The sequence below is a fragment of the Acidibrevibacterium sp. genome (genome assembly GCF_049965395.1).
Taxonomy (GTDB): Bacteria; Pseudomonadota; Alphaproteobacteria; order Acetobacterales; family Acetobacteraceae; genus Acidibrevibacterium; species Acidibrevibacterium fodinaquatile.
In genome coordinates this window covers 52,754-75,929 of sequence record NZ_JBMFWJ010000010.1, presented here as the reverse complement: position 1 = coordinate 75,929, position 23,176 = coordinate 52,754, and the positions used below count along the sequence as shown (strand labels likewise).

Below are 23,176 nucleotides of genomic sequence, written 5' to 3'. Positions count from 1 at the left end.
ATTCCGCCCGCATGGTCCGCCCGCCATGAATTACGTCCTCACCCTCGTCGCCGACCGCGCGGCGACCACCCTCGATGCGGCGACCGTCGCCGAAATCGCCGACGCCACCGGCGCCGGGCCAGCGGAAACCCTCTCGCCCGGCGAGGCGGTCGATCTCCCCTGCCCCGCGCCGCCGCCGCCGGCGGCGATCGCGGCCATCCTCGGCGCCCGGCCGATCGATGTGTTTTGCCTCCCCGTCGCGGGCCGGCGCAAGCGTCTGCTGGCCGCCGACATGGACAGCACCATCATCACCTGCGAGGTGATCGACGAACTCGCGGCCGAAGCCGGAATCGGCGCCGAAATCGCCGCCATCACCGCGCGCAGCATGGCAGGCGAGATCGATTTCGCGACCGCGCTCCGCGACCGCGTCGCGCGGCTGCGCGATACCAGGCTCACCGCCCTCGATCGCGTCGCCGCCCGGCTCCGCTGCACCGAGGGCGCGCGCGAGCTGATCGCGACGATGCGCGCCCACGGCGCCGTCACCGCGCTCATCTCCGGCGGGTTCACCTTCTTCACCGCCCGGATCGCCGAATGCCTGGGATTTTCCGCCCATTTCGCCAACCGCCTCCAAGACGACGGGCAGGTGCTCACCGGCACGGTCACCGAGCCGGTGCTCGACCGCGACGCGAAGGAGCGCATCCTTCGCGAACTCGCGCAGCGTCACGCAATTCCGCTCGCCGAGACGATGGCGATCGGCGACGGCGCCAACGATCTCGCCATGCTGGCAACCGCCGGGCTCGGCATCGCGTTTCGCGCCAAGCCCTTGGTGGCGGACGCAGCGCGCGCGCGCATCATCCACGGCACCCTCCGCGCCGCCCTGTTCGCACAAGGCTACCGGCTCAGCGAGTTTCGAGAGTGAAAGAAAGTTTGGTTCTTTTTTGAAAAAAAAGAACCAAAAAACTTTTATCCGGTGACGGAGTGCCCTAGGCGCCGCTTCCGCAAGACAACGGGAGAAAAGTCTTTTTGCTTCTTTTTCGGAAGTCAAAAGAAGGCCTTACCTGCGACTTTCGCCATGCGCGGCGGCGATGAAGGCGCGGATCAAGGCTGGATCCTTCTCGCCCGGCCGTCGTTCGACGCCGGAGGAGACATCGACCGCCGGCGCGCCGGTCATCGCGATCGCCGCGGCGACATTCTCCGGGGTCAGGCCACCGGCGAGCAGCCAGGGCGCCGGCGGGTGCCAGTCCCGCAGCAAATGCCAGTCGAAAGCAACCGCATTGCCGCCCGGGCGGGTCGCGCCACGCGGCGGGCTCGCATCCAGCAGCAAGGCATCCGCGCCTTCGGGGTCGGCGGGAAGATCGGCCGCCGTCGCGATGCCAACCGCGCGCCAGACCGGGCGGCCGAATTCCGCGCGGATCGCCGCCGCCATCGCCGCCGGGCCGTGGATTTGCAGGATATCGAGCGGGATCACGGCTAGCACCGCGGCAATCTCGGCAAAAGAAGGGTTGACGAACAGCCCGACCCGTGGCGGCCCGGCTTTCTCCCGCGCCGAGATTTTCGCTGCCCGCTCGGCGCTGACCGCGCGCGGCGAGGGCGGGAAGAAAACGAAGCCGAGCCAATCGGCGCCGGCGGCGACCGCGGCATCGAAGGCGGCTTCGCAATTGATGCCGCAAATCTTGACCCGCGAGGCGCCGGCCATCGCTCTCAGCCGGCCGGCGGCAGCAGGGTCGGGCTGTCGCCAGGCCGCGCCTTGAGCGTCGCGATCTCCTGCTCGAGCGCCGCAACCCGCGCTTCCGCCCGCCGCGCCCGGCGCCGCGCACCGAGCGCCGGCAGCCAGGTGAACAACGCCCCGAGCAAAAACGCGATCGCCATCGCGCCAAGCACAGCGAGCGCCAACGGCGCTTGCAGGCTCCATCCCGTCGGCCACAGGCGCAGCGCCACCGGCGCGGTGTTCGAGAACACGAACAACACAATGAGCAGCAAAAGCGGCAGAAGGAGGAAAAAACGGAGCATCGGCAGCCCGATCAGGAAGCCGCCGCCGCACCGCCCTGATTGACGCGCTCGCGCAGCTCCTTGCCGGCCTTGAAGAAAGGAACGCCCTTCTCCTCGACCTCGACCAACGTGCCGGTGCGCGGATTGCGCCCGGTGCGGGCCTCGCGATGCTTGACGGTGAAAGCGCCGAAGCCACGCAGCTCAACGCGCGCGCCCTGCGCTAAAGCATTGGCGATTTCCGCGAAAATCGTGTTGACGATTTTCTCGACATCGCTCGCGTAAAGATGCGGATTGGCGGCCGCGAGCTCAGCGATCAGTTCGGATTTCGTCATGGTCTCTATCCTCACCCCCAGATACCACGCCAGCCAAGGATGCCACGCGGCCCCTCACTCGCCGGAAGGCTGCCAGAGCGCCCATCCGCCGTCAAGCATAACCTGTTGTGAAAACAAGATTTTCAGTGGAATGGAGAGCATCCCCCCGAAATTACCGCCGAGCAGCCGCTCGGCCAAGCTGCGGGTTTCGATGTCGCTGACCGGGAGGGTTTCCGGCACCGCGCGGCTTTTCGCGAGCCACGCCCGCGCCTCGCTCTCGCCGCCAAATTCATCGACGAGGCCGAGCGGCAGCGCCTGATGCCCGGTATAGGCGCGGCCATCGGCAAGGGCGCGCACCCGCGCCACGTCCATATGCCGCCCCTCTGCGACCATGGTGACGAACTGCTCATACATGTCCATCACCAGAGATTGCATCGCAGCGCGCCCCTCTGGCGAAAGCGGCTTGGTGAAGCTCGGCTGGTCCTTGAGCGGGCCAGACACGATGGCATCGGCATTGACCCCGAGCTTGCCAAGAAGGCCGGAGATGTCACCGGTTTCGAGCAAAACGCCGATCGAGCCGGTGAGCGTCGCCGGGCTGCAGAAAATCCGCGCCGCCGGCACCGCGATCATATAGCCCGCCGAGGCGGCGATCCCGTCCATCACCGCGACCACTGGCTTTTTTGCCGCAACCCGGGCGATGGCGTCGTGCAGGCTCTCGCCGCCCGCGACCGAGCCACCGGGGCTGTCGATCTCGACGATCAGCGCCGCGACCGAGGGGTCAGCGGCCAGCGCGCTGACAGCCCGGGTCACGGTGCGATCCTCGGTGATCACCCCGCGCACCAGCAGCCGGGCGACGTGAAGGCGGCCGGGCACGACGCCACCGCCCCCGCCCAAACCGGCGGCGAGCGCCGCGACAACCGCGAGCACCGCGACGATCCGCCACACCGCGAGGCGGCGCTTGAGGCGCCGCCGATCGAGCAGAAGATCGGCCTCGAGGTTCATCGCCGCGCGCCGCGCTTCGCTTACTCGGTCTCCTGCTGCGCCTGCTGGTTGCGCCGGCGGATCGCCGCACCCAGGATGTCACCGAGGGACGCGCCGGAATCGGAGGAGCCGAAATCGGCCATCGCCTGCTTCTCCTCGTCCACTTCCTTGCCCTTGATGGTGAGGCTGAGCTTGCGCGCGGCGCGATCGACCGCCGTCACCTTGGCGTCGAGCTTTTCGCCGACCGCGAAGCGCTCGGCGCGCTGATCGGCCTTGTCGCGGGCGAGTTCGGCGCGGCGGATGAAACCGCCGAGAACGTCGTCGACCTTGACCTCGATGCCGTTCGACTGCACCGCCGTCACGACGCAGGTAACGATATCGCCCTTGTGGATGCGATCGAGCACATCCGCCGCCGGATCGACCTGCAACTGCTTGATTCCGAGGCTGATGCGTTCCTTCTCGACATCGACGTCGAGCACCTTGGCGCGCACGATGTCGCCCTTGTTATATTTCGTGATCGCGACCTCACCGGGCTCGTCCCAGGAGATGTCGGACATGTGCACCATGCCATCGAGATCGGCGGTGAGACCGATGAAGAAGCCGAATTCGGTGATGTTGCGGATCTCGCCCTCGATCGTCGAGCCGATCGGATGCTGATCGAGGAAGACCTCCCAGGGATTGCCCTGGACCTGTTTCAGGCCGAGCGAAATGCGCCGCTTGCCGGCATCGACGTCGAGCACCATGACCTCGACTTCCTGGCTGGTCGCGACGATCTTGCCGGGATGGACGTTCTTCTTCGTCCACGACATTTCCGAGACATGCACCAAGCCCTCGACCCCGGGCTCGAGTTCGACGAACGCGCCATAATCGGTGATGTTGGTGACGCGGCCGGTGAATTTCGTCCCCGGCGGGTATTTCGCCGCAATCCCCTCCCACGGGTCGGCCTCGAGCTGCTTCATGCCAAGGCTGATGCGCTGGGTTTCGGGGTTGAAGCGGATCACCTGTACGCGCACTGGCTGGCCGATCTGCAGCGCCTCGGCGGGATGGTTGATCCGCCGCCAGGCGATGTCGGTGACATGGAGCAGGCCATCGACGCCGCCCAAATCGACGAAGGCGCCGTAATCGGTGATGTTTTTCACCACGCCGTCGATGATCATGCCTTCCTTGAGGCCCTGGATCAGCTCGGTCCGCTGCTCGGCGCGGGTCTCCTCGAGCACGGCGCGGCGCGAGACGACGATATTGCCGCGCGCGCGGTCCATTTTCAGGATTTGGAAGGGCTGGGGCGTTCCCATCAGTGGGGTCACGTCACGCACCGGGCGGATATCGACTTGGCTGCCCGGCAGGAAGGCGACGGCGCCGCCGAGATCGACGGTAAAGCCGCCCTTGACACGGCCATAGATGGTGCCGGTCACGCGCTGGTTGGCGGCGAAGGCCTTTTCGATATTGGTCCAGGATTCCTCGCGCCGCGCCTTCTCGCGCGACAGCACGATGGCGCCGTCGCGGTCCTCGTAGCGCTCGACGAACAGCTCGACGGTGTCGCCGGGTTTGACCTCCGGTGCCATCCCTGGCGGGGCGAATTCCTTGAGCGGCACCCGGCCTTCGCTTTTGAGGCCGACATCGACGATCGCGAATTCATCGGTCAAGCGCAGCACGTGGCCGGTGATGACCGACCCCTCGAAGCCGGCATCGCGGCCGAGGGTTTGGTCGAGCATGGCGGCGAAATCCTCGCCCCCGGCATCGCGGCCGGGCGCGGCGGTAGCAGACGCAGTGGCAGCCATCGGAATGGGTCGATCCTTATGTGGCGCGGGCTGGCCAAAGCCACCCGGTCCTGGTTTGCGCGTCCGGGTCGCGGACACGTCTTGCCCGTGCAGGTCGCAGGGGCCGATGAAACACCTGAATGAACGGAAGCGGCAGAGCGCCACGCCGCCGGGGGACCGGCCGCGTGGCGTTGCGGACAGATACGCCATACCCTTCGCGAGTCAAGTAAAACCCGCGCCGGCAAGCCGGTTTTCCTCGTGATCGTCGGTCACGAAGGCGATGCGCGCGCGCCGATGGCGGCAGCGACCAGGGCGAGCGCCGCCTGGAACGCGGCCTCGGCGTCAAGGGTGGTGGTATCGAGCGTGACCGCATCCGCCGCCGGGCGAAGGGGGGCGATCGTGCGCGCCGCATCTTCGGCATCGCGCGCCGCCAAATCGGCCATCACCTGCGCGAGCGCGCCGAGCACGGCGCCACGCTCGCGCCAACGCCGCTCAGCGCGTGCGGCGAGCGAGGCGGTGACGAACAGCTTCGCCGTCGCGTCGGGCAGAACCACCGTGCCGATATCGCGCCCATCCAGCACCGCCCCTTGGGTGCGGGCAAACTGGCGCTGAAAGTCGAGAAGGGCGGCGCGCACCGCGGCCTGGCCGGCAACCTCGCTCGCGGCGCGGTCGGCCGCTGGGGTGCGGAGATCGTCGCGCGTGAGGTCGGCGGGGGTGAGTGCGCGCGCCGCCTGCGCCGCTTGCGCCGGATCGGCGGGATCGCCGCCATGGTCGAGCACGCGCCGGCCGACGGCGCGATAAAGCAGCCCGGTATCGAGATAGGGAAGGTTGAAATGGGCGGCGAGACGGCGGGCCAGCGTCCCCTTCCCCGCCGCCGCCGGCCCGTCGATCGCGATGGTGAGCGGCGCTGCCATCATGCCGGCGCCATCGTCGCCCCGAGGCCGTTCATCAGGCCAGCAAATCCGGGGAAGCTGGTTTCGATGAAACGGGCATCGTCGATCGCCACCGGCGCGAGGCTCGCGAGCCCGAGCACCAGCGCGCTCATCGCGATGCGGTGATCCATTCCGGTCGCAACCATCCCGCCCCCCGGCGGAGGCGCGCCGGCGCCGTGGATGATGAGATCGTCATCCTCGATCGCGGCCCGAACGCCATTGCCAGCGAGCAGCGCCGCCGTTGCGGCCAGCCGGTCGCTCTCTTTCACGCGCAATTCGGCGAGCCCACGGAGCCGCGTCGTGCCGCGCGCGCACGCGGCGGCGACGGCGAGGATAGGATATTCGTCGATCATGCTCGGGGCGCGCGCCGCCGGCACATCGACGCCCCGGAGCGCCGCGTGGCGGACCGAGAGATCGCCGACCGGCTCGCCGCCGCTGATCCGGCGATTTTCGATCACGATGCCCGCCCCCATTTCCTCGAGCGTCGCAAAAAGGCCAGTGCGCAGCGGATTGAGGCCGATCCCGGGCAGCGTGATCGCCGAATCGGGCACCAAGAGGGCGGCGACCAGCGGGAATGCGGCCGAGGAAGGATCGCCCGGCACGGTGATGTCGGCGCAACGCAATTCCGGCAACCCGGCGAGTTCGATCACCCGCCCCTCCCCGTCATCGCCCACCGAAACGCTGGCCCCGAAATGACGCAGCATGTTTTCCGAGTGATCGCGCGTCGCCACCGGCTCCTCGACGCGGGTGATCCCGCGGGCGTTGAGGCCGGCAAGCAAAATCGCCGATTTCACCTGCGCCGAGGCCACCGGCAGGCGGTAGGCAATCGGCAGCGCCGTGCCGGTGCCGGCGATCGCGAGCGGCATCCTGCCGCCGGCGCGGGCAGAAAACGTCGCACCAGAGGCGGCAAGCGGTGTCATCACCCGGCGCATCGGCCGCCGGCGGAGGCTGGCATCGCCGGTGAGCACCGAAAAAATCGGGTGGCTCGCGAGAATGCCGGCGAGGAGCCGCGCCGCGGTGCCGGAATTGCCCATGTCCAGCACATCTTCGGGCTCGACGATGCCGCCAACCCCGCGCCCGGCGACGCGCCAGTCGCCATCCCCCTCGCGCGTCACGGCAGCGCCCAACGCCCGCATCGCCGCCGCCGTCCGCAGCACGTCTTCCCCTTCGAGCAGGCCGGTGATCCGGCTCTCGCCGAGCGCGAGCGCGCCGAGCATCAGCGCCCGATGGCTGATCGATTTGTCCCCCGGCACGCGCGCCACCCCAGCGAGCCCGCGCGCCGGGCGCCGCGATACCATTCCCGCCTCAGGCCGCTCGCCCACTGCCTTTTCTCCCTGCCGACACCGCCATCGCCGCCGGCGCGATAGCACGGCGCTCAGGGGTTTGACAGAGGCGCAGGGGAATGGCATGGGGCGCGCCCGATTGGCATGTTCCAATTGGCCGTGTTGTTTGCCAATTGGCGTTTTAACGAGGCCCCCGATGGCGAAGCCCGAACTCGGCAGCAAGCGCACCTGCGTCCAATGCGGCACCCGGTTCTATGATCTCCTGAAACAGCCGGCGATCTGCCCGAAATGCGGCGCCGAGCAGCCGCCCGAGCAGCCCCGTCTTCGCCGCCCGCCCGCCGCCGTGGTCGAGGATAAGCGGCCGAAGAAAGCGGTGGCGCCGGAGCTCGAGGATGCCGATCTCGTCGATATCGAGGTGGTCGAGGACGCGGACGTGATCGAAGACACCGCCGATCTCGAAGACGATGCCGACACGCTCGACGCCGATATCGAGGTCGAGCCCGACGGCGACGAGGCCGATCACTGAGGGTGAGCGGCGGCGGCCATCTGGTCAACGCCGCCGCGCCCGGTTAACCTCGCGGCCATGAAGATGAGAGGCCGGCGCGCCGACCAGCACGCCGAGGGGAGGAAAACATGCCGCGTTTCTGCGCCAATCTCTCGATGATGTTCAACGAGGTGCCGTTCCTCGAACGTTTCGCCGCCGCCGCCGCCGCCGGCTTCACCGCCGTCGAGTATCTGTTTCCCTATGACCACGATCCGGCGACGCTGCGCGCCGCCCTCGACGCGGCGGGCCTGACCCAGGTGCTGTTCAACGCCCCGCCTGGGGATTGGTCGGCGGGGGAGCGGGGCATCGCCTGTCTTCCCGGCCGCGAAGCGGAATTCCGCGCCGGGATCCGCCGCGCCCTCACTTACGCGCAAGCGCTCGGCTGCCGACAGGTGCATTGCATGGCCGGGCTCGCGCCCGCTGGGCTTTCGCCGGTGACGCTGGCCGCGGTCTATGCGACCAACCTCGCCTGGGCGGCAGAAGAGGCGCAGGCGGCCGGGGTCAGATTGCTGATCGAGCCGATCAATCACCGCGACATGCCGGGCTATTTCCTTAATACCACCGACCAGGCCGCCGACCTCATCGAAGCGCTCGGGCGCGAGCGCCTCGGCCTGCAATTCGACCTCTATCACTGCCAGATCACCGAGGGTGACGTGACACGGCGGATGGCGCGCCTCATGCCGCTGATCGCGCATATGCAGATCGCCGACGTCCCTGATCGCCATGAGCCGGGAAGCGGTGAAATCGGCTGGGAGTATGTTTTCGCGCGCATCGACGCGCTCGGCTATCAAGGCTGGGTCGGCTGCGAATACCGCCCGGCCGGCGACACCAATGCCGGGCTCGCCTGGCGCCGGCGCTATGGCGTTTGAGCGCGGCACGCAACGGAAGGAAAAGACCATGCAGATCGGTTTCATCGGCCTTGGCATCATGGGGCGCCCGATGGCGCTCAATCTCAAGAAGGCCGGCCACGAGATCCTGGTTCCCGAACGCGCGACCCTTACGGCGGAAATCCGCGCGGCGGCAACCGTGCTCGCCGATGCGACGGCGGTCGCGCGCGCCGCCGAGGTGGTGATCCTGATGCTGCCCGACACCCCCGATGTCGAGCAGGTGCTGTTTGGCGCAAACGGCGTCGCGGACGGCCTGGCGGCGGGCAAGCTGGTGATCGACATGTCCTCGATCGACCCGCTCGCGACCAAGCGCTTTGCTGAACGCATCGCGGGCCTTGGCTGTCACTATCTCGACGCGCCGGTCTCGGGCGGCGAGGTCGGCGCCACGCAAGCGACGCTCACCATCATGGTCGGCGGGCCGGAGGCGGCGTTCCGGCGCGCAGAGCCCCTGTTTGCCGCCATGGGCAAGAGTATCACCCATATCGGGGCCGAGAATGGCGCGGGCCAGATCTGCAAGGTCGCCAACCAGATCGTGGTCGCGCTCAATATCGAGGCGGTGGCGGAGGCGTTGCTCTTCGCCTCGCGTGCCGGCGCCGATCCCGCGCGCGTCCGCGCCGCCCTGCTCGGCGGTTTCGCGGCCTCGCGGGTGCTCGAAGTGCATGGCCAGAGGATGCTGGATCACAGCTTCGCTCCGGGCTTTCGCGTCCGGCTGCATCAGAAGGATCTCAACCTCGCGCTCTCGGCGGCGCGTCAGCTCGGCCTTGCCCTCCCCAACACGGCGAGTGCGCAGCAGCTTTTCTCGGCGGTGGTGGCACATGGTGGCGCCGACCGCGACCATGCGGCGATGCTGGAAGCGCTCGAAGGGCTGGCCGCGCATAAGGTGCACGCGCCAGGGTGAAGACACGCGGAACGGGATTCCATTACTTTTTATTCACGTCATATGAAGATCGCGGCCATCAGCGCCGAAATATTATCGCTGATATGAAATTAAGCCCATGACTCTGATTCCGAGACATGCGATAATCACCTATTAAATTTTGTCCGAATCGGAATGCGGATCAGGATTCGGGTGACAGGATTCGGGTGTTTCGAGCTCTGGAGGGATACCGCTCATGCGCTTCACTGAGATTGGCCAGCAACTGCGCGCTTATCGCATGGAAACCGGCCTTCGCGCCGAGGAAATCGCCGCTCGTCTCGGCGTCTCCCGGGCCGCGCTCTATCGCTATGAAAAAGGCGAAGTCATCAAGCTCGACACCATTCAGCGTTTGGCTGAATTGCTCAAAATTTCACCCTTATCCCTACTCGGGATCGGGGTCGAATATTATAATCGTCCTGCCGGCTATTTCGAGCGCCTCCGCCAGATCGAGGAAACCGCCGATCAGATCCTGCTCGTGCATCAGCCGATCTGTTATCTCACCACCTCCGCCAACTATGATTCGGCGCTCGCCGAGGCCTTTTTCGAAGCCGCCGACGCCGCCGGGGCGGAGCGCGGCGCCATGCGCTCGGCAGCGGAGCAATTGCTCGGCCTCCTTGCCGCACGCAAGAAATCCTACCAAGCGCGACGCCCGAGCATCATCGCCATGGTCTCGGCGTCCTCGATCGCCCGCTTCCTCGAAGGCGGGATCGCGAGCGCGCTGCCGCTTTCGGAACGGATGCGCCGTGTCTGCCGCGACGTCGCCGCCACCGAAGTTGAACATACCGCAAGCCTGATGGAAACCGAGCCGATGGGCCTGCAATTCGGCCTCCTGCAATCGGGTGAGCCGAGCAGCACATTCGAGATTCTCCGCACCCGCGATCGCGCCAGCCTCGCCGTCAACCCGTTCCCACCCGATACCGCCCCGAATGGCCAGCCCGGCGTTGCGATGGTGACCAGCGCCGATGACGCCGTCGGCGCGCATCAGCGCGTCGCCGAAGCCAATTGGCGTGACGTCCTCAAAGGCACCGCCGCCGCCGCCAAGCTCCGCGACCTCGTCGCCAAGGCGCGCGCATCGGCCTGACGCCGCGCCGCCCGGTTCGAGCGATCACTCCGCCGAGCGGATCGCCGCCGCGAGTTCGGGGGAACGCGCGGCCGGGTGAGCGGGGTTGGCAAAGCGCACTTCGCCGCCCGCCGCGGATTGCGGCACCGGCAGGCCGATCAGCTCGGCCCGTGTCGCGCAGCTCACCGCGGCCACCGGACGCGCCTCGGCGCCGGCGAGGAAGCCCCGCGCCGCGCCCTCGAGGCGAAGCGTCTCGCGCAAGCCACGCCATTCGGCGAGATCGGTGTCCTCGAGAAACATCGCCAGAACGCCAGGCGCGGCGCCGCTCAGCCGGGCGCCGCTGAGCGCCGCGAGGCGCCGCCTGAGCGCCGTCCCGACATCGTCCTCGCGCGCCGCGCGCGCTGCCATGACGAACACGCCCTGGCCGGCGACGGTGACCGAAAGATGCGCTTCGGGACCAAAATCGCCGCGTAATTGCGCGAGTAGGCCGTGTTGACTGGTGTCCGTCCCGGCAAGGACGAGCGGATCGAGCCGCAGCACCGCCGTCTCATCCTGCTGCGCCCGAGCATCACCCGCCAAAAGCGTGCGGATGCGCGCCTGCAGGTGCGCGGGGCTCGCATTCTCTCCTCCCCCATCAGCCCGCAACCCCTGCGGCAGCGTCATCTTGAGGAGATAGCGGCCGGGATGAGCAGCAAGCCAGGCGTGCAGATCGGGATCGACGCGGTCGGCGAGCTGCCGCCAGGCCTGCCGCGAAACCTCGCGTCCGTCCTCGGCGGAGAGGACGTCGCAGACGATTTCGGCGCGGGCACCATTGCGGCTGATCGCGAGATCGAACGCGGCGCCGGTCTCGAGCCCGGCGAAACTGACCGAAAATCCCCGCCGCCGATGCCGCTCGGCGACCCGCATCTGGTGAAAAATCGGGGTGAGCGCGCCATCGCCACTGAGCGCGGCGTGGAGGCTGGCGTGCAGCGCCGCCTTTCCCTTCGCGGCGAGGCCGCGAAACGACGCCGCAAGCAAGCCGGCGAGATGGACGATTTCGCTTTCCGCGGCATTCGGCGCGCGCGCCGGCGCGCGCAGCAGCCGGGCGATGGTCAGCTCGATCGCATGCCGCTGCCGCGCCGCCCAGCCACAGCGCCGCCCCTCCGCGGCCGCCGCTTCCAGCGCCTCGATACGTGACCACCAGGTTTCCTTGCCGACCACGCCGACGAAGCTCTCCAACGGCTTTTCAGACATGAGACCCCAACCACTCGCTGCTTTGCCCTGACTTACGCGCGGGGCAGCGGAATGGATGCAGTGTCGCGGTCACACAACCGTGAACGGATCAGAACGGAAACCGCACCGAGAAAATCCAGGCATGGGTGTAGGTCGGCGTCAGCGGGTCATATTCGGCGTGCGGCGAGACCGCGAACTGATAGCCGAAACCGAAGGTCATACGCAGGCGTCCATAGAGCTGAAAGCGGCCGAAAAGAATGCCGGGAGACAGGAAGACCTCGTTCTTGCCGCCACGCGCGCCGCTCAGAAAATCGAGATCGGTGATGCTGAATTCCGGCCATAAATAGTCCAGAAAATGATATTGCAGCGTAACATTGGTCGCGAGCTGCGCCCCGATGGTAATGAGATGATCGGTCGGGTACGGGGTGCCGGACGTCGCCTGGAGGTCGAAATCGCCGATGCCGAAGCCGCCGGCGATGGTCGGGGTGAGGACATAGGCGTTTTCGCTATAGCGCGGGATGCCGATCGGCGCCTGGCCGGAGAAGAACAGGGTCAGGATATAATTGCCGTTCTGCTCGTTGGCCGAGGCCAGGCGCTGCTTGAACAGAAACACCGGCTAGTCGGCGAAGCCGCTGGCGCCGCGCGGGATGTTGCCGGTGGTGACATAGGGCGGGGTGTTGAGGATGAGCTCCTCGGTTTCGGTCGGGATCAGTTCCAGCCCCTTGCCGGAATCATAGACGTCGATAGCGGCGCCGTTGGGCGCGTGCTCCCAATACTGGTCCCAGCGGAATTCCTCCTCGAGACGCGGGGTCACGGTGATGATCGGCGTCATCCAATGCGGCTGCTCGGCTTGCGCGCGGTCGACGCGGTCGAACCAATGCGAGAAATAGTCGGAAATATTGTCATAACCGGGGTCATAGGTCGGATTGACGATCGCCGGCGCCGGCGCCGGGATGACCGGCCCGACGCTATCCTCCGCCGCCGCGAGATCCGGGGCGATGAGCGCGCAAATCCCCATCCCGGCCACCAGTGGCCAGATCCACGCTTTTGATAACAAGGTATTTCCTCCGCTCTCTGGAAATCGGGGAAACCTGCCGGGAGGTTTCCTTCGGTGATCTCGCTATGTTTATATAAACATTACGTGAGCGCAAGGCGGATTCCACGCTCTCATCGTAACCCGAGTTATTATTTTTTTATGCTTGGCGCCCTATCCCGCCGGCGCCGAGCAGGACGCGGCGCCGAAGACGCAAAACCGCGCGCAATGCGGGTGATTGAGGGTCACCGGGCGCATGGCCGCGGCAAGATCGGTGCCGAGATCGAAGTCCGGCGCATAGGGCTGCAAGGTGCAGGCGACGAGGCGCGGCGCCGCCTCACCGCGGCGATGGACGACCATGCGTGAGGTCTCGCACATCACCCGCCGCCCGCCCTGCGCCAAGGTCTGCCAGCAGGTTGCACTCACCTCCGGCGGGTCGGGCTGGTTCGCGAGTTCGGGAAACAGCACCAAGCGCGCGGGGTCGAAGGCGTCAAGCGCAAGGCCACGCTCGGCGAATAATTTGGCAAAGCCGGCGCGCCATGCGCTTTCATCCTCGCCCGCGGGAAAGCGGGCGGCGATCGAAAGCGCGGCGCCAGTTCCGGCAAGCATGCCAAGCCCGGCGAGTGTCGGCGCGAAACTCCCGGCGCCGCGCAGGCGCTCATGGCCCGCCTTGGTATAGTGATCGAGCGACACCCGGATCACCAGCCGCGCGCCGTGGGCGGCAGCCAGCGCACGCAGGAAAGCGGCGTGGCGCTGCAGCGGGCGCATGGCGTTGGTCAGCACCAAGGCGCGATAGCCACGTTCGAGCGCGGCGGCGATCATGCCCGGGGTGTCCGGGTTCAGAAACGGCTCGCCGCCGGTGAAGCCGATTTCGGCAAGCTCGGGATGGTGTGCGGCCGCCTCGTCGAGAAGCCGGTCGAAATCGGCGCGGGCGAGATAGATCAGGCGATCATTGCGCGGGCTGCTTTCGATATAGCAATCGGTGCAGGCGATGTTGCAGAGGGTGCCGGTGTTGAACCAGAGGGTTTCGAGGCCGGTCGGCGCCACCGTGGCATGCGGCTCGCCGCGCGCGGTCCGCATTGGGTCGACGAAGGCCGGCCGCGGCGCCGATGCGATTGCGCCGTTTTGTGGCCAACGGTGCGTCGCGGGCGCGAGCGCAGCGCCGCTCATCGCTTGCTCGGCGGGCGGCAGGATGTCGACATTCGGCCAGACGCCGCTTTCCAGCGTCTCGGCATAGTCCTCCGGCAGCCCGGCCCGCCGCATCGCCGCCGCCGCCCGGCGGTGATCATAGGCGAGCGGCAGATGGCGGATCGTAAGACCGTCGCGCCCGGGAATGAGCAGGCTGAACCAGCCACGCGGGGTTCCGTCATTGGCGGGAAGGCCGATCACCCCGGCATTGTGCCAGAGCCGATCGGCGATGACGCGGGTGAAAGGCACGCCGCAATGGCCGCCGATCACGCCCTCGGTGCCGGTCGCGGCGATTTCGCGCGCAAGATCGGCGTCCGGGTGAGAGGCAAAGACGAAGCGGTTGATCCGGCTCGGCGCGCCATGGACGACAGCGAGGCGATGCCCGCCGATGACGAGATCGAGCCGGCGCGGCAGCCCCGCCATCCAGCGCCGCGCCGCGTCATCGACATGGGCGCTGGCATAGGTGAACCACGCCGCGGAAAGCCGCTCGCAGCTCGATCCTGGGGCAAAGCCGCAGCCGCAATCCTCGGCGCCGGCGGCCAATTGCTCCTCACAATTGCCCATCACCGTCGCGATCCCGGCGGCGCGAATGAGATCGACCACCGCCTGCGGATCGGCGCCATAGGCGACGACATCGCCAGTGCAAATCATGCGCGCCGGCGGGATGCCGAGCCGTTCGGCCTCGGCGAGCAGCGCCTCCGTCGCCTCGCGGTTGCTGTAGCCGCCGCCGAAGACCAGAACCGGCCCCTCGGCGACGAGCAGCGGCACCAACGCCGCCGCGTCCTGCCGCACGCCGCCGTCAGGCACGCGACGCCCCCGACGTCATTGCCGATGCCGGCGCCGCTGGCGCGATCCGCTCGAGCGCCAGCCCGCTTCCTTCGACCCCACCCGCGATCCGCCAGACAACCATCACCAGCGCCCCGAACAGCCAGAACCCGGCGAGCAGGAACAGCGCCGCCGCCATGCTGTGGGCACCGAAGGCGGCGACCAGGAACGGCGCGATCATCGCCCCGATCCGCCCGACCGCGACGCTGGCGCCGATGCCGGTCGCGCGCAAATAGGTCGGAAACAATTCCGAAAATGTCGGATAGGCGGCGATCCAGCTTGCTGTCGCCAAGAGATTGGTGAGCGCGAACCCGGCCATGATGACGCCGGCGCCAAGGCCGGACGCGAGCGCCAAGGCGATGGTCGCGAGCCCGGTTGCGCCATAAAACAGGCTCACGCTCCAGAACCGGCCGAAGCGATCGAGCGTCAGCGCCGCGGCCAACCCGCCGGCCAGCGCGCCGAAACTACCGGCGAGATAAAAGAGCGGCAAGGCGTGCGGCGCAAGATGCAAGGCAGGCAGTACCACGAGCGGGAGGAAGGCGAACAGGCCGTAATAGCCGGCCGCCTCGGCGAAATCGAGGGCGGCACCGAGCGCAAGCCGCCCCGGGGCCTGGCGCAGCAACGTGATCAGCGAGGCCTTCGCAGCCGGCGCGGCGGGCAGCGCGAACCGACCCGGCGCCTCGCCGGTCACCCGCGCGAGGATGGCGGCGGCTTCCGCGCCGCGGCCTTGCGCGAGCAGCCAGCGCGGGCTTTCGGGCAGATAGCGCCGCAGCCAGGCGGTAGAAAGCGCGATCAGTCCGCCGGCCGCGAACACCACCCGCCAGCCGAGATCGGGCGGAAGGGCCGCGAGCAGCGGCCAGGCGAGAAGGGCGGCAAACAGGCTGCCGAGCGGCCAGAAATTGAGCACGATCGCCGAAGCCCGCCCGCGCGCGCGCCGCGGCACCAATTCGGTGATCGCCGCATTGATCGCGGCATATTCAGCGCCGACCCCAAGCCCGGCGAGGGCTCTTAGCACGAGGAGCACGGCGAGATTGGGCGCAGCAGCAGCAGCCAACGTCGCAAGACCATAGAGCGCGAGACTGACGAGAAAAACCCGCCGCCGTCCATAGCGGTCAGACAAGGCGCCGAACCACGCCGCCCCCAGCATCAGCCCGCAAAACCAGGCGGCGAGCAGCACCGACATCGCCTGCCCGCCGAGGTGAAACCGCGCTCCGAGCGCGCCCATGACATTGCCAATCAAAGTCACCTCAAACGCGTCCATCGCCCAGCCGACGCCAAACAGCAGGACGGCGACGGTATGAAACCGCCGCCATGGTGCCTCCGACAGCGCATCGAACGGGGAAGAGAGTGGGTTTTTGTCCAGAACGGTCATTCCTCGCGGCAAGTGGCAAGCCCAGCCAGGTCGCAGACGATCACCGGCACCGACCAAAGCGCGCCCGGATCAGCGCGAAGGCGCAAGGCCGCGGGCTGAGATGGCTGGATGAGATAACAGATGATGACGCCCTCGCCAAGCGTGAGTGCCCGATTAGCGCGCAGATCCGGATCCCCTGTCAATTCCCCGGCACCGAGGCCAAGAAGGTCGCCCGCCGCTTGGCCGGCATCAATGATGTGATGAGGCGTGCGAACGCGTCGCCGCGAGAGGCATGGTCCCGGTGGCGCGGGCCGCGAAACCGCCTGGCGAGGGGGTTGCGCTGCGCGCGGCCATGGCGCGGGCGAAGCCCGGGCGGATATGGGTCATGATCCGCTCGGCATTGACGTGGATTTCATCGACGATCGCGCGATTTTCCGCGACGGCACGCGCGGGCGCCGATGCCGCGCGCGCCGCCGCGGCGGCATGGCTTAGCGCAGTGATACTCAAGGCCGCACGCTGCGCGAGCGCCGCCGGGTCAGGCGCGGTTGGGTGGTCGGGATCGGCGACGGCGAGCCGGTTGACCGCGCGCAGATAGGTGCGATCGACCGGATACGGGGGGATATAAAATTCCCCTGGCCAAAGCGGCGTCCAGGCCAGCGAGCCGAAGGGATAGAGCGATGGCGTGCCGAGATCGAAGCCGAAGCCGCTCCCCAACCCGAGCCCGGCATTCTGCCCGACGAAGGCGACCAACGCCGGGGCATAGACCGGCGGCGCGTTGAGCGGCGCATTGGGCAGCGTCGGCGCCCACGCCCAACTGCCATCGACCGGCACCCAGCGCCCATAATGAAACGGCGCGAAGCCCCAACTGGTGCTGTCCACCCAGGTCCAGCCCCAGGGCGCGACATAGGTCCAGGTGCCGGTGGTATAGGGCGTATAGCCGCTGCTCTCGGGCGGCGACCAGAGCGGACCAAACGCGGTGCTATTGCGCCACGATCCCACCGAGAGCAGGTTCTCGCCCCCGGTCATGCGGGCCACTTGCGGCGGCAGCGCGAAGACCGGCGGCGACGAGGCATATTCCGCCGGATCATGCGCCCCCATCGTGAGGGTGAAATCATCGACCTGCAAATCGCCGACGGCGCCGCGATAGGGGCTTTGCGCGCCGACGAAAACCGCGCTCCGCTCAACACCGAGGCGATAGGAACGAAGACCACTGACGATTTCCGCCGGCGCGTCGAGCCCGGAAAACCGGGTCGCGTGCGGGTTTTTGCCGGTGCTGTCGCCGGCTTCGATGACGAAGCGGCCGGTGCGCTCGGCGCGCAGGGTCGCGCGCGCGGTCACAATATACCAGGTCTCACCGGGATCCGGGTCACGAATATCAAGAAACATGGCGCCAGCGGAGAGGCGGCCGACGAAGCGATGGTCATCGAGGCGAATGATCGCAAGGCGCGCAGTCTCGCCGAGCCAGAGCCGAGACGGGCCGATCTCGAGCTTGACCTCAGCGCCAGCGCCGGTGATCAAGTCACTCGCGGTGGTCAGAGGATCGTTGCGCCGCGCCGCCCCCCAGCCGCCGGCACCATCGCCCTGACGGAGCGCAACCGCGCCGCGCAGCGCCGCGACCCGCCCGACCCGCGCCGGCGGCGAAAGCGAATCGGATGGAGCCGCCTCGGCATCCGCGCCTTGCTGCGGCGCGGCCGGCTGCGCGCTGGCCGTCCCGCCTTGAAGCCAGGCAGGGAGACCGAGGGCCACGGCCAGGAAAGGCGCCAAGAGATTTCGCCGCTGCGCGCGCATGACCCTTGAGATGCGCTGGCTCTCCGGCGATGAAAAGGGCGGACCGGCGCAAGGTGGGAAAATCGGGACAGTGAGGCGCGGCGTTGACGCCGAAATGATCGCGCCTGGGCGTGTCTCCCCACGGCAAACCTTGCCATATATGCTATGATCGTCCGCGTATCCCGCGCGGGCTAAAGGAGAACCTTCCGTGATGCGTGCGAGGCGAATCCCGCGCCGCTTACTTGCTGCCCTTGGCCTCCTCGCCTGGCTCGGCGGCTGCGGCGGTGACGCAAGCTATTACACCGCCGGCTACGGCGATGATTACGGCTATGGCGGCTATGGCGGCGATCCCTATTACGGCGGCTATGGCGGTGACCCGTATTATGGCTATGGCGGCTATGGCGGCTATGGCGGTTATGGTGGTTACGGGTATGGCTACGGCATCGACCCCTATTGGGGCTGGGGGCTTGGCTTTCTCGGTTTTGGCGCCCTTGCCTTCGGCGGCTATGGCGGATTTTATAATAACGGCGGCTATTTCAATCATGGCGGCTTCGGCCACGGCTATGGTGGCGGCGGTTTCCATGGCAACTGGGCGCATGCCTATGGCGGGCCGGGTGGCCATCTCGGTGGCTTCGCCGGCGCGCATTCGGGCTTCGGCGGCTTCCATGGCGGCGGTTTCGGCGGCTTTCATGGCGGCGGTTTCGGTGGCGGCGGTGGCGGCTTCGGCGGCCATCACTGAACGCGGTCACGACGGGGTGCCGCGCGGCGCCGTCTCGCCCCGCCCCAGCTCGGCAAGAGCGGCGACAATGGCGTCTGGCGCCGGCGGGCAGCCGCGCAGCACAAGGCGCGGGGCAAACGCCGAGATGCCGTCGAGACAGGCATAGCTGCCCGCGAAAACCCCGCCCGTGATCGCGCAATCGCCGAGTGCTGCGAGGTGTTTCGGCGCCGCCATCGCCTCCCACGCCGCGCCGAACGCATAGGCCATGGCGCGGGTGAGCGGGCCGGCGACCAGCAGGATATGCGCCTCGGCGGGCGTTGCGACGAGCGCTAATCCAGCGCGAGCGAGCGCCGCCCGCGCCAGGCGCATCTCCAAAGCGCAGCCGCCACACTCGCCGGTGTCAAGAAAAAACACGCCCCGCGCGTCGTTCACGTCGCCCCCTCCGGCTTGGCCGAATGCCGGCGTTTTCTCCCCTTCGCCATCTGTTCCGCGCGCCGATCAGCGGGCATAGTGTCGGCGTTACGGAGACCGAATCGCACGTTATCCCGTCATTGTGAAGACGAAAATACCGTCCGCCCCTGGCGGTTAAATCATGTCGCTTTATCAAGCAGCGGATCGAATCGTGGCGGAAGGAAGATTATCCTATGAGTGGCATTGACCAAAATAAATTTCGCGTTCGTCGTTCAGAGATCTGGCCTAATTTCTTCATCGTCGGCGCCGCCAAGGCGGGCACCACCTCGCTTTATTCCTATCTCCGCCAGCATCCGGAGATCTTCATGCCCGAGGATGTCAAGGAGCCGCATTATTTTGCGCAAGTGCGCCCCTCCCGCGCCCAGCGTTTTGCCTCTCCGGTATTTATCTCCGATCGCGAGGCCTATCTTCGCCTGTTTCGCGCTGGCAAGAATTATCCCGCGATTGGCGAGGCGAGCCCCTCTTATCTCTGGTGCGAGGAGGCGCCGGCCCGCATCCATGCCGTGGCGCCCGAAGCCCGCATCATCATCGCGCTCCGCGACCCTATCGAGCGCGCCTATTCGCATTACCTGATGGATTACCGCGAGGGCGTGCAGCATCTGCCGTTTTTTGAGGCTTTGCAGGAGGATTGGCACAGCCCCGAGAAAGGCTGGGCGGTCTCCAATCTCTATGTCGAGCTAGGGTTTTACGCCCGCCAGATCGAGCGCTATCTCCGCCTTTTCGGCGAGGATCGCGTCCACATCCTGTTCCATGATGATCTTCGCCGCCTCGCCCAGGGCAATCGCCAAGTGCTTGCCGATGTCCTCCGTTTTCTCGCGGTCGATGTCGGGGCGTTGGCGCGGATCGACACGACGCGGGTCGAAAATGGCTTTGCGACACCACGCGCCGAATGGGCGCGGCGACTGGCCGGCGCGCAATGGGCGCGCTGGATCGGCAATACGCTGGTGCCGCATCGCCTCGGTGCCTTGATCTTTGAGCGGTTTTTCATCGAGCACACAACGCCGCCACCGCCGATGGACCCCCGCGCGCGCGATTGGCTGGCGGAGATTTTCGAGCCAGAGATTCAGGCGGTGGAAAACCTGCTCGGATGTTCCCTGCCGCAGCTTCGCCGCGCCAGCCCGCCAAGCCGGAACGCCGCGTTCGCCATTGCCGGGGGGAAATAGCAAACAGTGTCTTGGCCTTGCCTGTCATCGCTCGCCGCCGCATGCGCGCGGGTTTCCGGCCTTTGGCGGGTGCGATGCTGGCTCATGCTGGCGATGGCGCTCGCCGGCTGCACCGGCATCACCCCCGACCAGCGCGCCACCGAGCCGCTTTTCCTCGCCGAGCACGGGGTTGATGCGCATGGCCGCAAACGTTGGTACGATCGTGTCGCCGAGACCAATCCCGGTCATATCGCGATGGAGATCTCGCCCGCTTTCAGGCTAGCGCCACCGCGCCGGATCGCGGTGTTGCCGTTCGTTGATCGCGGCAGCGGCAATTACGTCCTCGATAAAGTCGCGCTCACGCTTCGCGACCAGAAAAGCCTCGCTGACTGGCGCTGGACCGACGCCAATCGCTTGCGGCGGGTGGTCGATGGGTTTTTGAGCGCGCGCGAATTCATCACCATCCCGGTCCCGGATGTCGATGCCGTGCTGGCCCGCCACGGCATCGACAATGATGCCAAGCTCGCCCGGGTTGCGCCACAAGATCTCGCGCGCTGGCTCGGCGTCGATGCCGTGGTCTATGGCGAGGTCGAGCATTACGAGGTCTATTACCTGTTCCTGCTGGCCGGCTGGGAGGTCACGCTGAAGCTCGCCATGGCGTCGGGGAGCAGCGGCGAGACCTTGCTGCATGGCGAGGGGACGGAATATAAAATGGAAGTGCGTCCGGCGGTCGCGGGGCGCGATATCGGCATCAACTCGCTCCTTGATCTCACCGATCTTCGCGACGTCGATTTGCGCCGCGACGAGGAGGAGGTGAGCCGGGAGCTGATTTTGCGCATCCCCCGCAGCCCCGCGACGTTGCAAATCGCCCTCACCGCAAGCCGCGAGTCGGTGTCGCACCCCCCCGCCACGTCGAACGAGTCGCCACCCTCGCTTGCTGCGCCGGTTACCCCAATCTCGCGCGAGACCGGCTATAGCCAGGACAGCGCGCCGATCGAGACATTTTTTCTGCCCGAACAGGATCTCACCGAGCATGGGCGCAAAAGCGTCTTCGATCGGCTGCTGGAAACCGATCCCGAAAGCTTCAAGCCACACATCGCCACCGATTACTGCGCCAAGGCGCCGCGCCGGATCGCCGTGCTGCCCTTTGCCTATGAGGGCAGCGGCAATCTCATCCTCAACGGCGTCCCGGTGACGATGCGGGGCGAGACGGAGCGGGCGCGCTGGCGCTGGACCTACGCCAACCGGGTACGCGCGACCTTCACCGCCTTTCTCGCGCAACGCGAATTTGCTGTCGTCCCGCTCCCCGAGATCGACGCCGCGCTGATCCAGCACGGCATCACCACCATCGGCGCCTTGGAAGCCGTCTCGCCGGCGCAACTCGGCGCCTGGCTCGGCGCCGATACGCTGGTTCGCGGCGACGTCACCGCCTATGAGGCCATTTACGCCTTCCTCGTCGCCGGCTGGCGGGTCGGGTTGCGGATGGACATGCTGCGCGCAACCGATAACGATAACGCTTTGATGGATATTTCCGGCGGGCGCTATGCCGTTGCCGTGCAGCTCGCGTTGGTGCCGATCGATCTCTATATCGATTCCGGGCTCAGCGCGCTCAAGCTCCGCGACGTTCGCCTCCGCCGCGCGGAAGAGGAAGTCGCGCGCGAATTCGTGCTCCGCATCCCCGATTGCAGCAAGACCGAGCCCGCAATGTCCCGCTGATCGTGGCGACGAAGGAGGTCGATGAACCCCGTCGGGTTTCGCGACGTGCCGGCTACCCTCTTGCCCCTGCGGTTCCCGTTCCGCCATGACGGCGTGAAAATTCAGGAGAGACGCGCGATCGCTTGACGCCAGCCCTTGACGCTCGCGGTGGGATACGCCACTTCCAAGCTATCAGGACCTTTTCGGTCCTCTTATGTCTTGCGATGGGATGGATCATGTTGCGTCTTTCCAAGCTGACCGATTATGCCGTGCTGGTGCTGGTGCAACTGGCGCGGGGTGCGGCAGTGCAGACCGCGCCCGGCATCGCCGCCGCGACCCTGGTGCCTGAGCCGACGGTGGCTAAGGTCCTGAAAATCCTCGCGGCGAACGGCCTTGTCACCTCGCTCCGCGGCGCCCGCGGCGGCTATCGGCTGTCGCGCCCACTCGCCACCCTGCCGGTCGCCGAGGTGATCGCCGCGATCGACGGGCCGATCGCGCTCACGGCGTGCGTCGAAGGCAGCCCGACGGTCTGCGAGCAGCAAGGAAGCTGCCCGATGTCCGGGCGGTGGCTGCGCGTCAATGAGGCGATCCGCGAGGCGCTGGCCGAGATCACTCTGGCCGAGATGATCGGAGAGCCGGACATTGCAGCGCCCCCCATCGCCCAGCCGGTGCCGCGTCCGCCGATCACGGTCGAGGAAACGCTCTGATGTCGGCCCGTATCGAACCACGCGATCCGATCCAAGCCGCAACCGAAAGCGGCTATAAATGGGGGTTCGAGACCGCGATCGACATGGAGATCGCACCTAAGGGCCTGAGCGAGGACACGATTCGCCTAATCTCGGCGAAGAAGGAAGAGCCGGAATGGCTGCTCGCCTGGCGTCTCAAGGCGTTCGCCGCTTGGCGCGAGACCCGCGAGCCGGAGTGGGCCAAGATCAAGCACCCACCGATCGATTATCAGGATCTCCACTATTACGCCGCGCCCAAGCGCAAGCCGGGGCCGAAAAGCCTCGCCGAGGTCGATCCGGAATTGCTCGCGACCTATGAAAAGCTCGGCATTCCGTTGCGCGAGCGCGCGATCCTTGCTGGCGTCGAGGGCGCGGGCGAGGCGCGGCCCGATGTCGCGCCCGATGTCGCG

At 67.2% G+C, this 23,176-nt stretch carries 23 protein-coding genes and 1 pseudogene; 10 read left to right on the top strand and 14 right to left on the bottom strand.

The features are described 5' to 3' along the window. Nucleotides 1-898: phosphoserine phosphatase SerB (gene serB / locus ACP5M5_RS05290; RefSeq protein ID WP_427936005.1), on the top strand; the 898-nt coding region annotated here is incomplete at its 5' end. Nucleotides 899-1,033: 135 nt separating this feature from the next. Here the strand turns inward: serB and ACP5M5_RS05285 are convergent. The 7 genes from ACP5M5_RS05285 to aroA form a co-directional block, all read right to left on the bottom strand. Next, nucleotides 1,034-1,675, bottom strand: a complete 642-nt coding sequence (locus tag ACP5M5_RS05285; protein WP_427936004.1) for a phosphoribosylanthranilate isomerase — start codon at nucleotides 1,673-1,675, stop codon at nucleotides 1,034-1,036. A gap of 5 nt (nucleotides 1,676-1,680) precedes the next feature. After that, the gene (locus ACP5M5_RS05280; protein WP_427936002.1) at nucleotides 1,681-1,989 is read right to left on the bottom strand and encodes a LapA family protein; all 309 of its coding nucleotides are present in this window, start codon (nucleotides 1,987-1,989) and stop codon (nucleotides 1,681-1,683) included. Nucleotides 1,990-2,000: 11 nt separating this feature from the next. After that, entirely contained in the window at nucleotides 2,001-2,300 is a 300-nt protein-coding gene (ihfB, locus tag ACP5M5_RS05275; protein ID WP_427936001.1) for an integration host factor subunit beta, read from the bottom strand. Between the two features lie 54 nt (nucleotides 2,301-2,354). After that, nucleotides 2,355-3,281 (bottom strand): signal peptide peptidase SppA, encoded by a 927-nt coding sequence (gene sppA / locus ACP5M5_RS05270; protein WP_427936000.1) that lies wholly within the window; start codon nucleotides 3,279-3,281, stop codon nucleotides 2,355-2,357. Nucleotides 3,282-3,301: 20 nt separating this feature from the next. Next, on the bottom strand, nucleotides 3,302-5,038 hold the full coding sequence (rpsA, locus tag ACP5M5_RS05265) for a 30S ribosomal protein S1 (protein WP_427935999.1): 1,737 nt from the start codon (nucleotides 5,036-5,038) through the stop codon (nucleotides 3,302-3,304). Nucleotides 5,039-5,286: 248 nt separating this feature from the next. Further along, nucleotides 5,287-5,931, bottom strand: a complete 645-nt coding sequence (gene cmk / locus ACP5M5_RS05260; RefSeq protein ID WP_427936007.1) for a (d)CMP kinase — start codon at nucleotides 5,929-5,931, stop codon at nucleotides 5,287-5,289. Further along, on the bottom strand, nucleotides 5,931-7,247 hold the full coding sequence (gene aroA, locus ACP5M5_RS05255; protein ID WP_427935997.1) for a 3-phosphoshikimate 1-carboxyvinyltransferase: 1,317 nt from the start codon (nucleotides 7,245-7,247) through the stop codon (nucleotides 5,931-5,933). Before aroA ends, cmk begins: the two co-directional genes overlap by 1 nt. Before the next feature lie 181 nt (nucleotides 7,248-7,428). On the opposite strand from aroA, the gene ACP5M5_RS05250 reads away from it, so the two are divergent. From ACP5M5_RS05250 to ACP5M5_RS05235, 4 genes are all read left to right on the top strand, one after another. Then, nucleotides 7,429-7,758, top strand: coding sequence for a TIGR02300 family protein (locus tag ACP5M5_RS05250; protein WP_427935996.1), 330 nt, complete (start codon nucleotides 7,429-7,431; stop codon nucleotides 7,756-7,758). Between the two features lie 107 nt (nucleotides 7,759-7,865). Then, nucleotides 7,866-8,645, top strand: coding sequence for a 2-oxo-tetronate isomerase (otnI, locus tag ACP5M5_RS05245; RefSeq protein ID WP_427935994.1), 780 nt, complete (start codon nucleotides 7,866-7,868; stop codon nucleotides 8,643-8,645). A gap of 28 nt (nucleotides 8,646-8,673) precedes the next feature. Continuing rightward, nucleotides 8,674-9,561, top strand: a complete 888-nt coding sequence (locus ACP5M5_RS05240) for a 2-hydroxy-3-oxopropionate reductase (protein WP_427935993.1) — start codon at nucleotides 8,674-8,676, stop codon at nucleotides 9,559-9,561. Nucleotides 9,562-9,775: 214 nt separating this feature from the next. Continuing rightward, nucleotides 9,776-10,660, top strand: coding sequence for a helix-turn-helix domain-containing protein (locus ACP5M5_RS05235; RefSeq protein ID WP_427935991.1), 885 nt, complete (start codon nucleotides 9,776-9,778; stop codon nucleotides 10,658-10,660). 24 nt (nucleotides 10,661-10,684) lie between these two features. Here the strand turns inward: ACP5M5_RS05235 and ACP5M5_RS05230 are convergent, their stop codons facing one another. The 6 genes from ACP5M5_RS05230 to ACP5M5_RS05205 form a co-directional block, all read right to left on the bottom strand. Next, complete coding sequence (locus tag ACP5M5_RS05230; protein ID WP_427935990.1) at nucleotides 10,685-11,872, bottom strand: hypothetical protein; 1,188 nt, start codon at nucleotides 11,870-11,872, stop codon at nucleotides 10,685-10,687. 88 nt (nucleotides 11,873-11,960) lie between these two features. Then, nucleotides 11,961-12,464: a hypothetical protein gene (locus ACP5M5_RS05225; protein ID WP_427935988.1), complete on the bottom strand. Its 504-nt coding sequence runs from the start codon at nucleotides 12,462-12,464 to the stop codon at nucleotides 11,961-11,963. A gap of 3 nt (nucleotides 12,465-12,467) precedes the next feature. Further along, entirely contained in the window at nucleotides 12,468-12,908 is a 441-nt protein-coding gene (locus ACP5M5_RS05220; protein ID WP_427935987.1) for a hypothetical protein, read from the bottom strand. 150 nt (nucleotides 12,909-13,058) lie between these two features. Continuing rightward, nucleotides 13,059-14,879 (bottom strand): radical SAM protein, encoded by a 1,821-nt coding sequence (locus ACP5M5_RS05215; RefSeq protein ID WP_427935985.1) that lies wholly within the window; start codon nucleotides 14,877-14,879, stop codon nucleotides 13,059-13,061. Continuing rightward, entirely contained in the window at nucleotides 14,872-16,269 is a 1,398-nt protein-coding gene (locus ACP5M5_RS05210; RefSeq protein ID WP_427935983.1) for an MFS transporter, read from the bottom strand. Before ACP5M5_RS05210 ends, ACP5M5_RS05215 begins: the two co-directional genes overlap by 8 nt. A gap of 228 nt (nucleotides 16,270-16,497) precedes the next feature. Next, nucleotides 16,498-18,012, bottom strand: a complete 1,515-nt coding sequence (locus tag ACP5M5_RS05205; protein WP_427935982.1) for a DUF6600 domain-containing protein — start codon at nucleotides 18,010-18,012, stop codon at nucleotides 16,498-16,500. A gap of 214 nt (nucleotides 18,013-18,226) precedes the next feature. On the opposite strand from ACP5M5_RS05205, the gene ACP5M5_RS05200 reads away from it, so the two are divergent. Next, on the top strand, nucleotides 18,227-18,754 hold the full coding sequence (locus ACP5M5_RS05200; RefSeq protein ID WP_427935981.1) for a hypothetical protein: 528 nt from the start codon (nucleotides 18,227-18,229) through the stop codon (nucleotides 18,752-18,754). Nucleotides 18,755-18,760: 6 nt separating this feature from the next. Here the strand turns inward: ACP5M5_RS05200 and ACP5M5_RS05195 are convergent, their stop codons facing one another. Further along, the gene (locus ACP5M5_RS05195; RefSeq protein WP_427935980.1) at nucleotides 18,761-19,165 is read right to left on the bottom strand and encodes a formate hydrogenlyase; all 405 of its coding nucleotides are present in this window, start codon (nucleotides 19,163-19,165) and stop codon (nucleotides 18,761-18,763) included. A 212-nt stretch (nucleotides 19,166-19,377) separates the two neighbouring features. Between ACP5M5_RS05195 and ACP5M5_RS05190 the strand changes: the two genes are divergently transcribed. The 4 genes and pseudogenes from ACP5M5_RS05190 to ACP5M5_RS05175 form a co-directional block, all read left to right on the top strand. Next, nucleotides 19,378-20,367: a sulfotransferase family protein gene (locus ACP5M5_RS05190; protein ID WP_427935979.1), complete on the top strand. Its 990-nt coding sequence runs from the start codon at nucleotides 19,378-19,380 to the stop codon at nucleotides 20,365-20,367. Between the two features lie 84 nt (nucleotides 20,368-20,451). Continuing rightward, complete coding sequence (locus ACP5M5_RS05185; RefSeq protein WP_427935978.1) at nucleotides 20,452-22,062, top strand: hypothetical protein; 1,611 nt, start codon at nucleotides 20,452-20,454, stop codon at nucleotides 22,060-22,062. 215 nt (nucleotides 22,063-22,277) lie between these two features. Beyond that, nucleotides 22,278-22,748 carry an SUF system Fe-S cluster assembly regulator gene (locus ACP5M5_RS05180; protein WP_427935977.1) on the top strand — a complete coding sequence of 157 codons (471 nt, stop codon included), beginning with the start codon at nucleotides 22,278-22,280 and terminating at the stop codon, nucleotides 22,746-22,748. Next, nucleotides 22,748-23,176: pseudogene (locus ACP5M5_RS05175) on the top strand (Fe-S cluster assembly protein SufB); the annotation flags it as partial. The gene ACP5M5_RS05180 and the pseudogene ACP5M5_RS05175, both read left to right, overlap by 1 nt.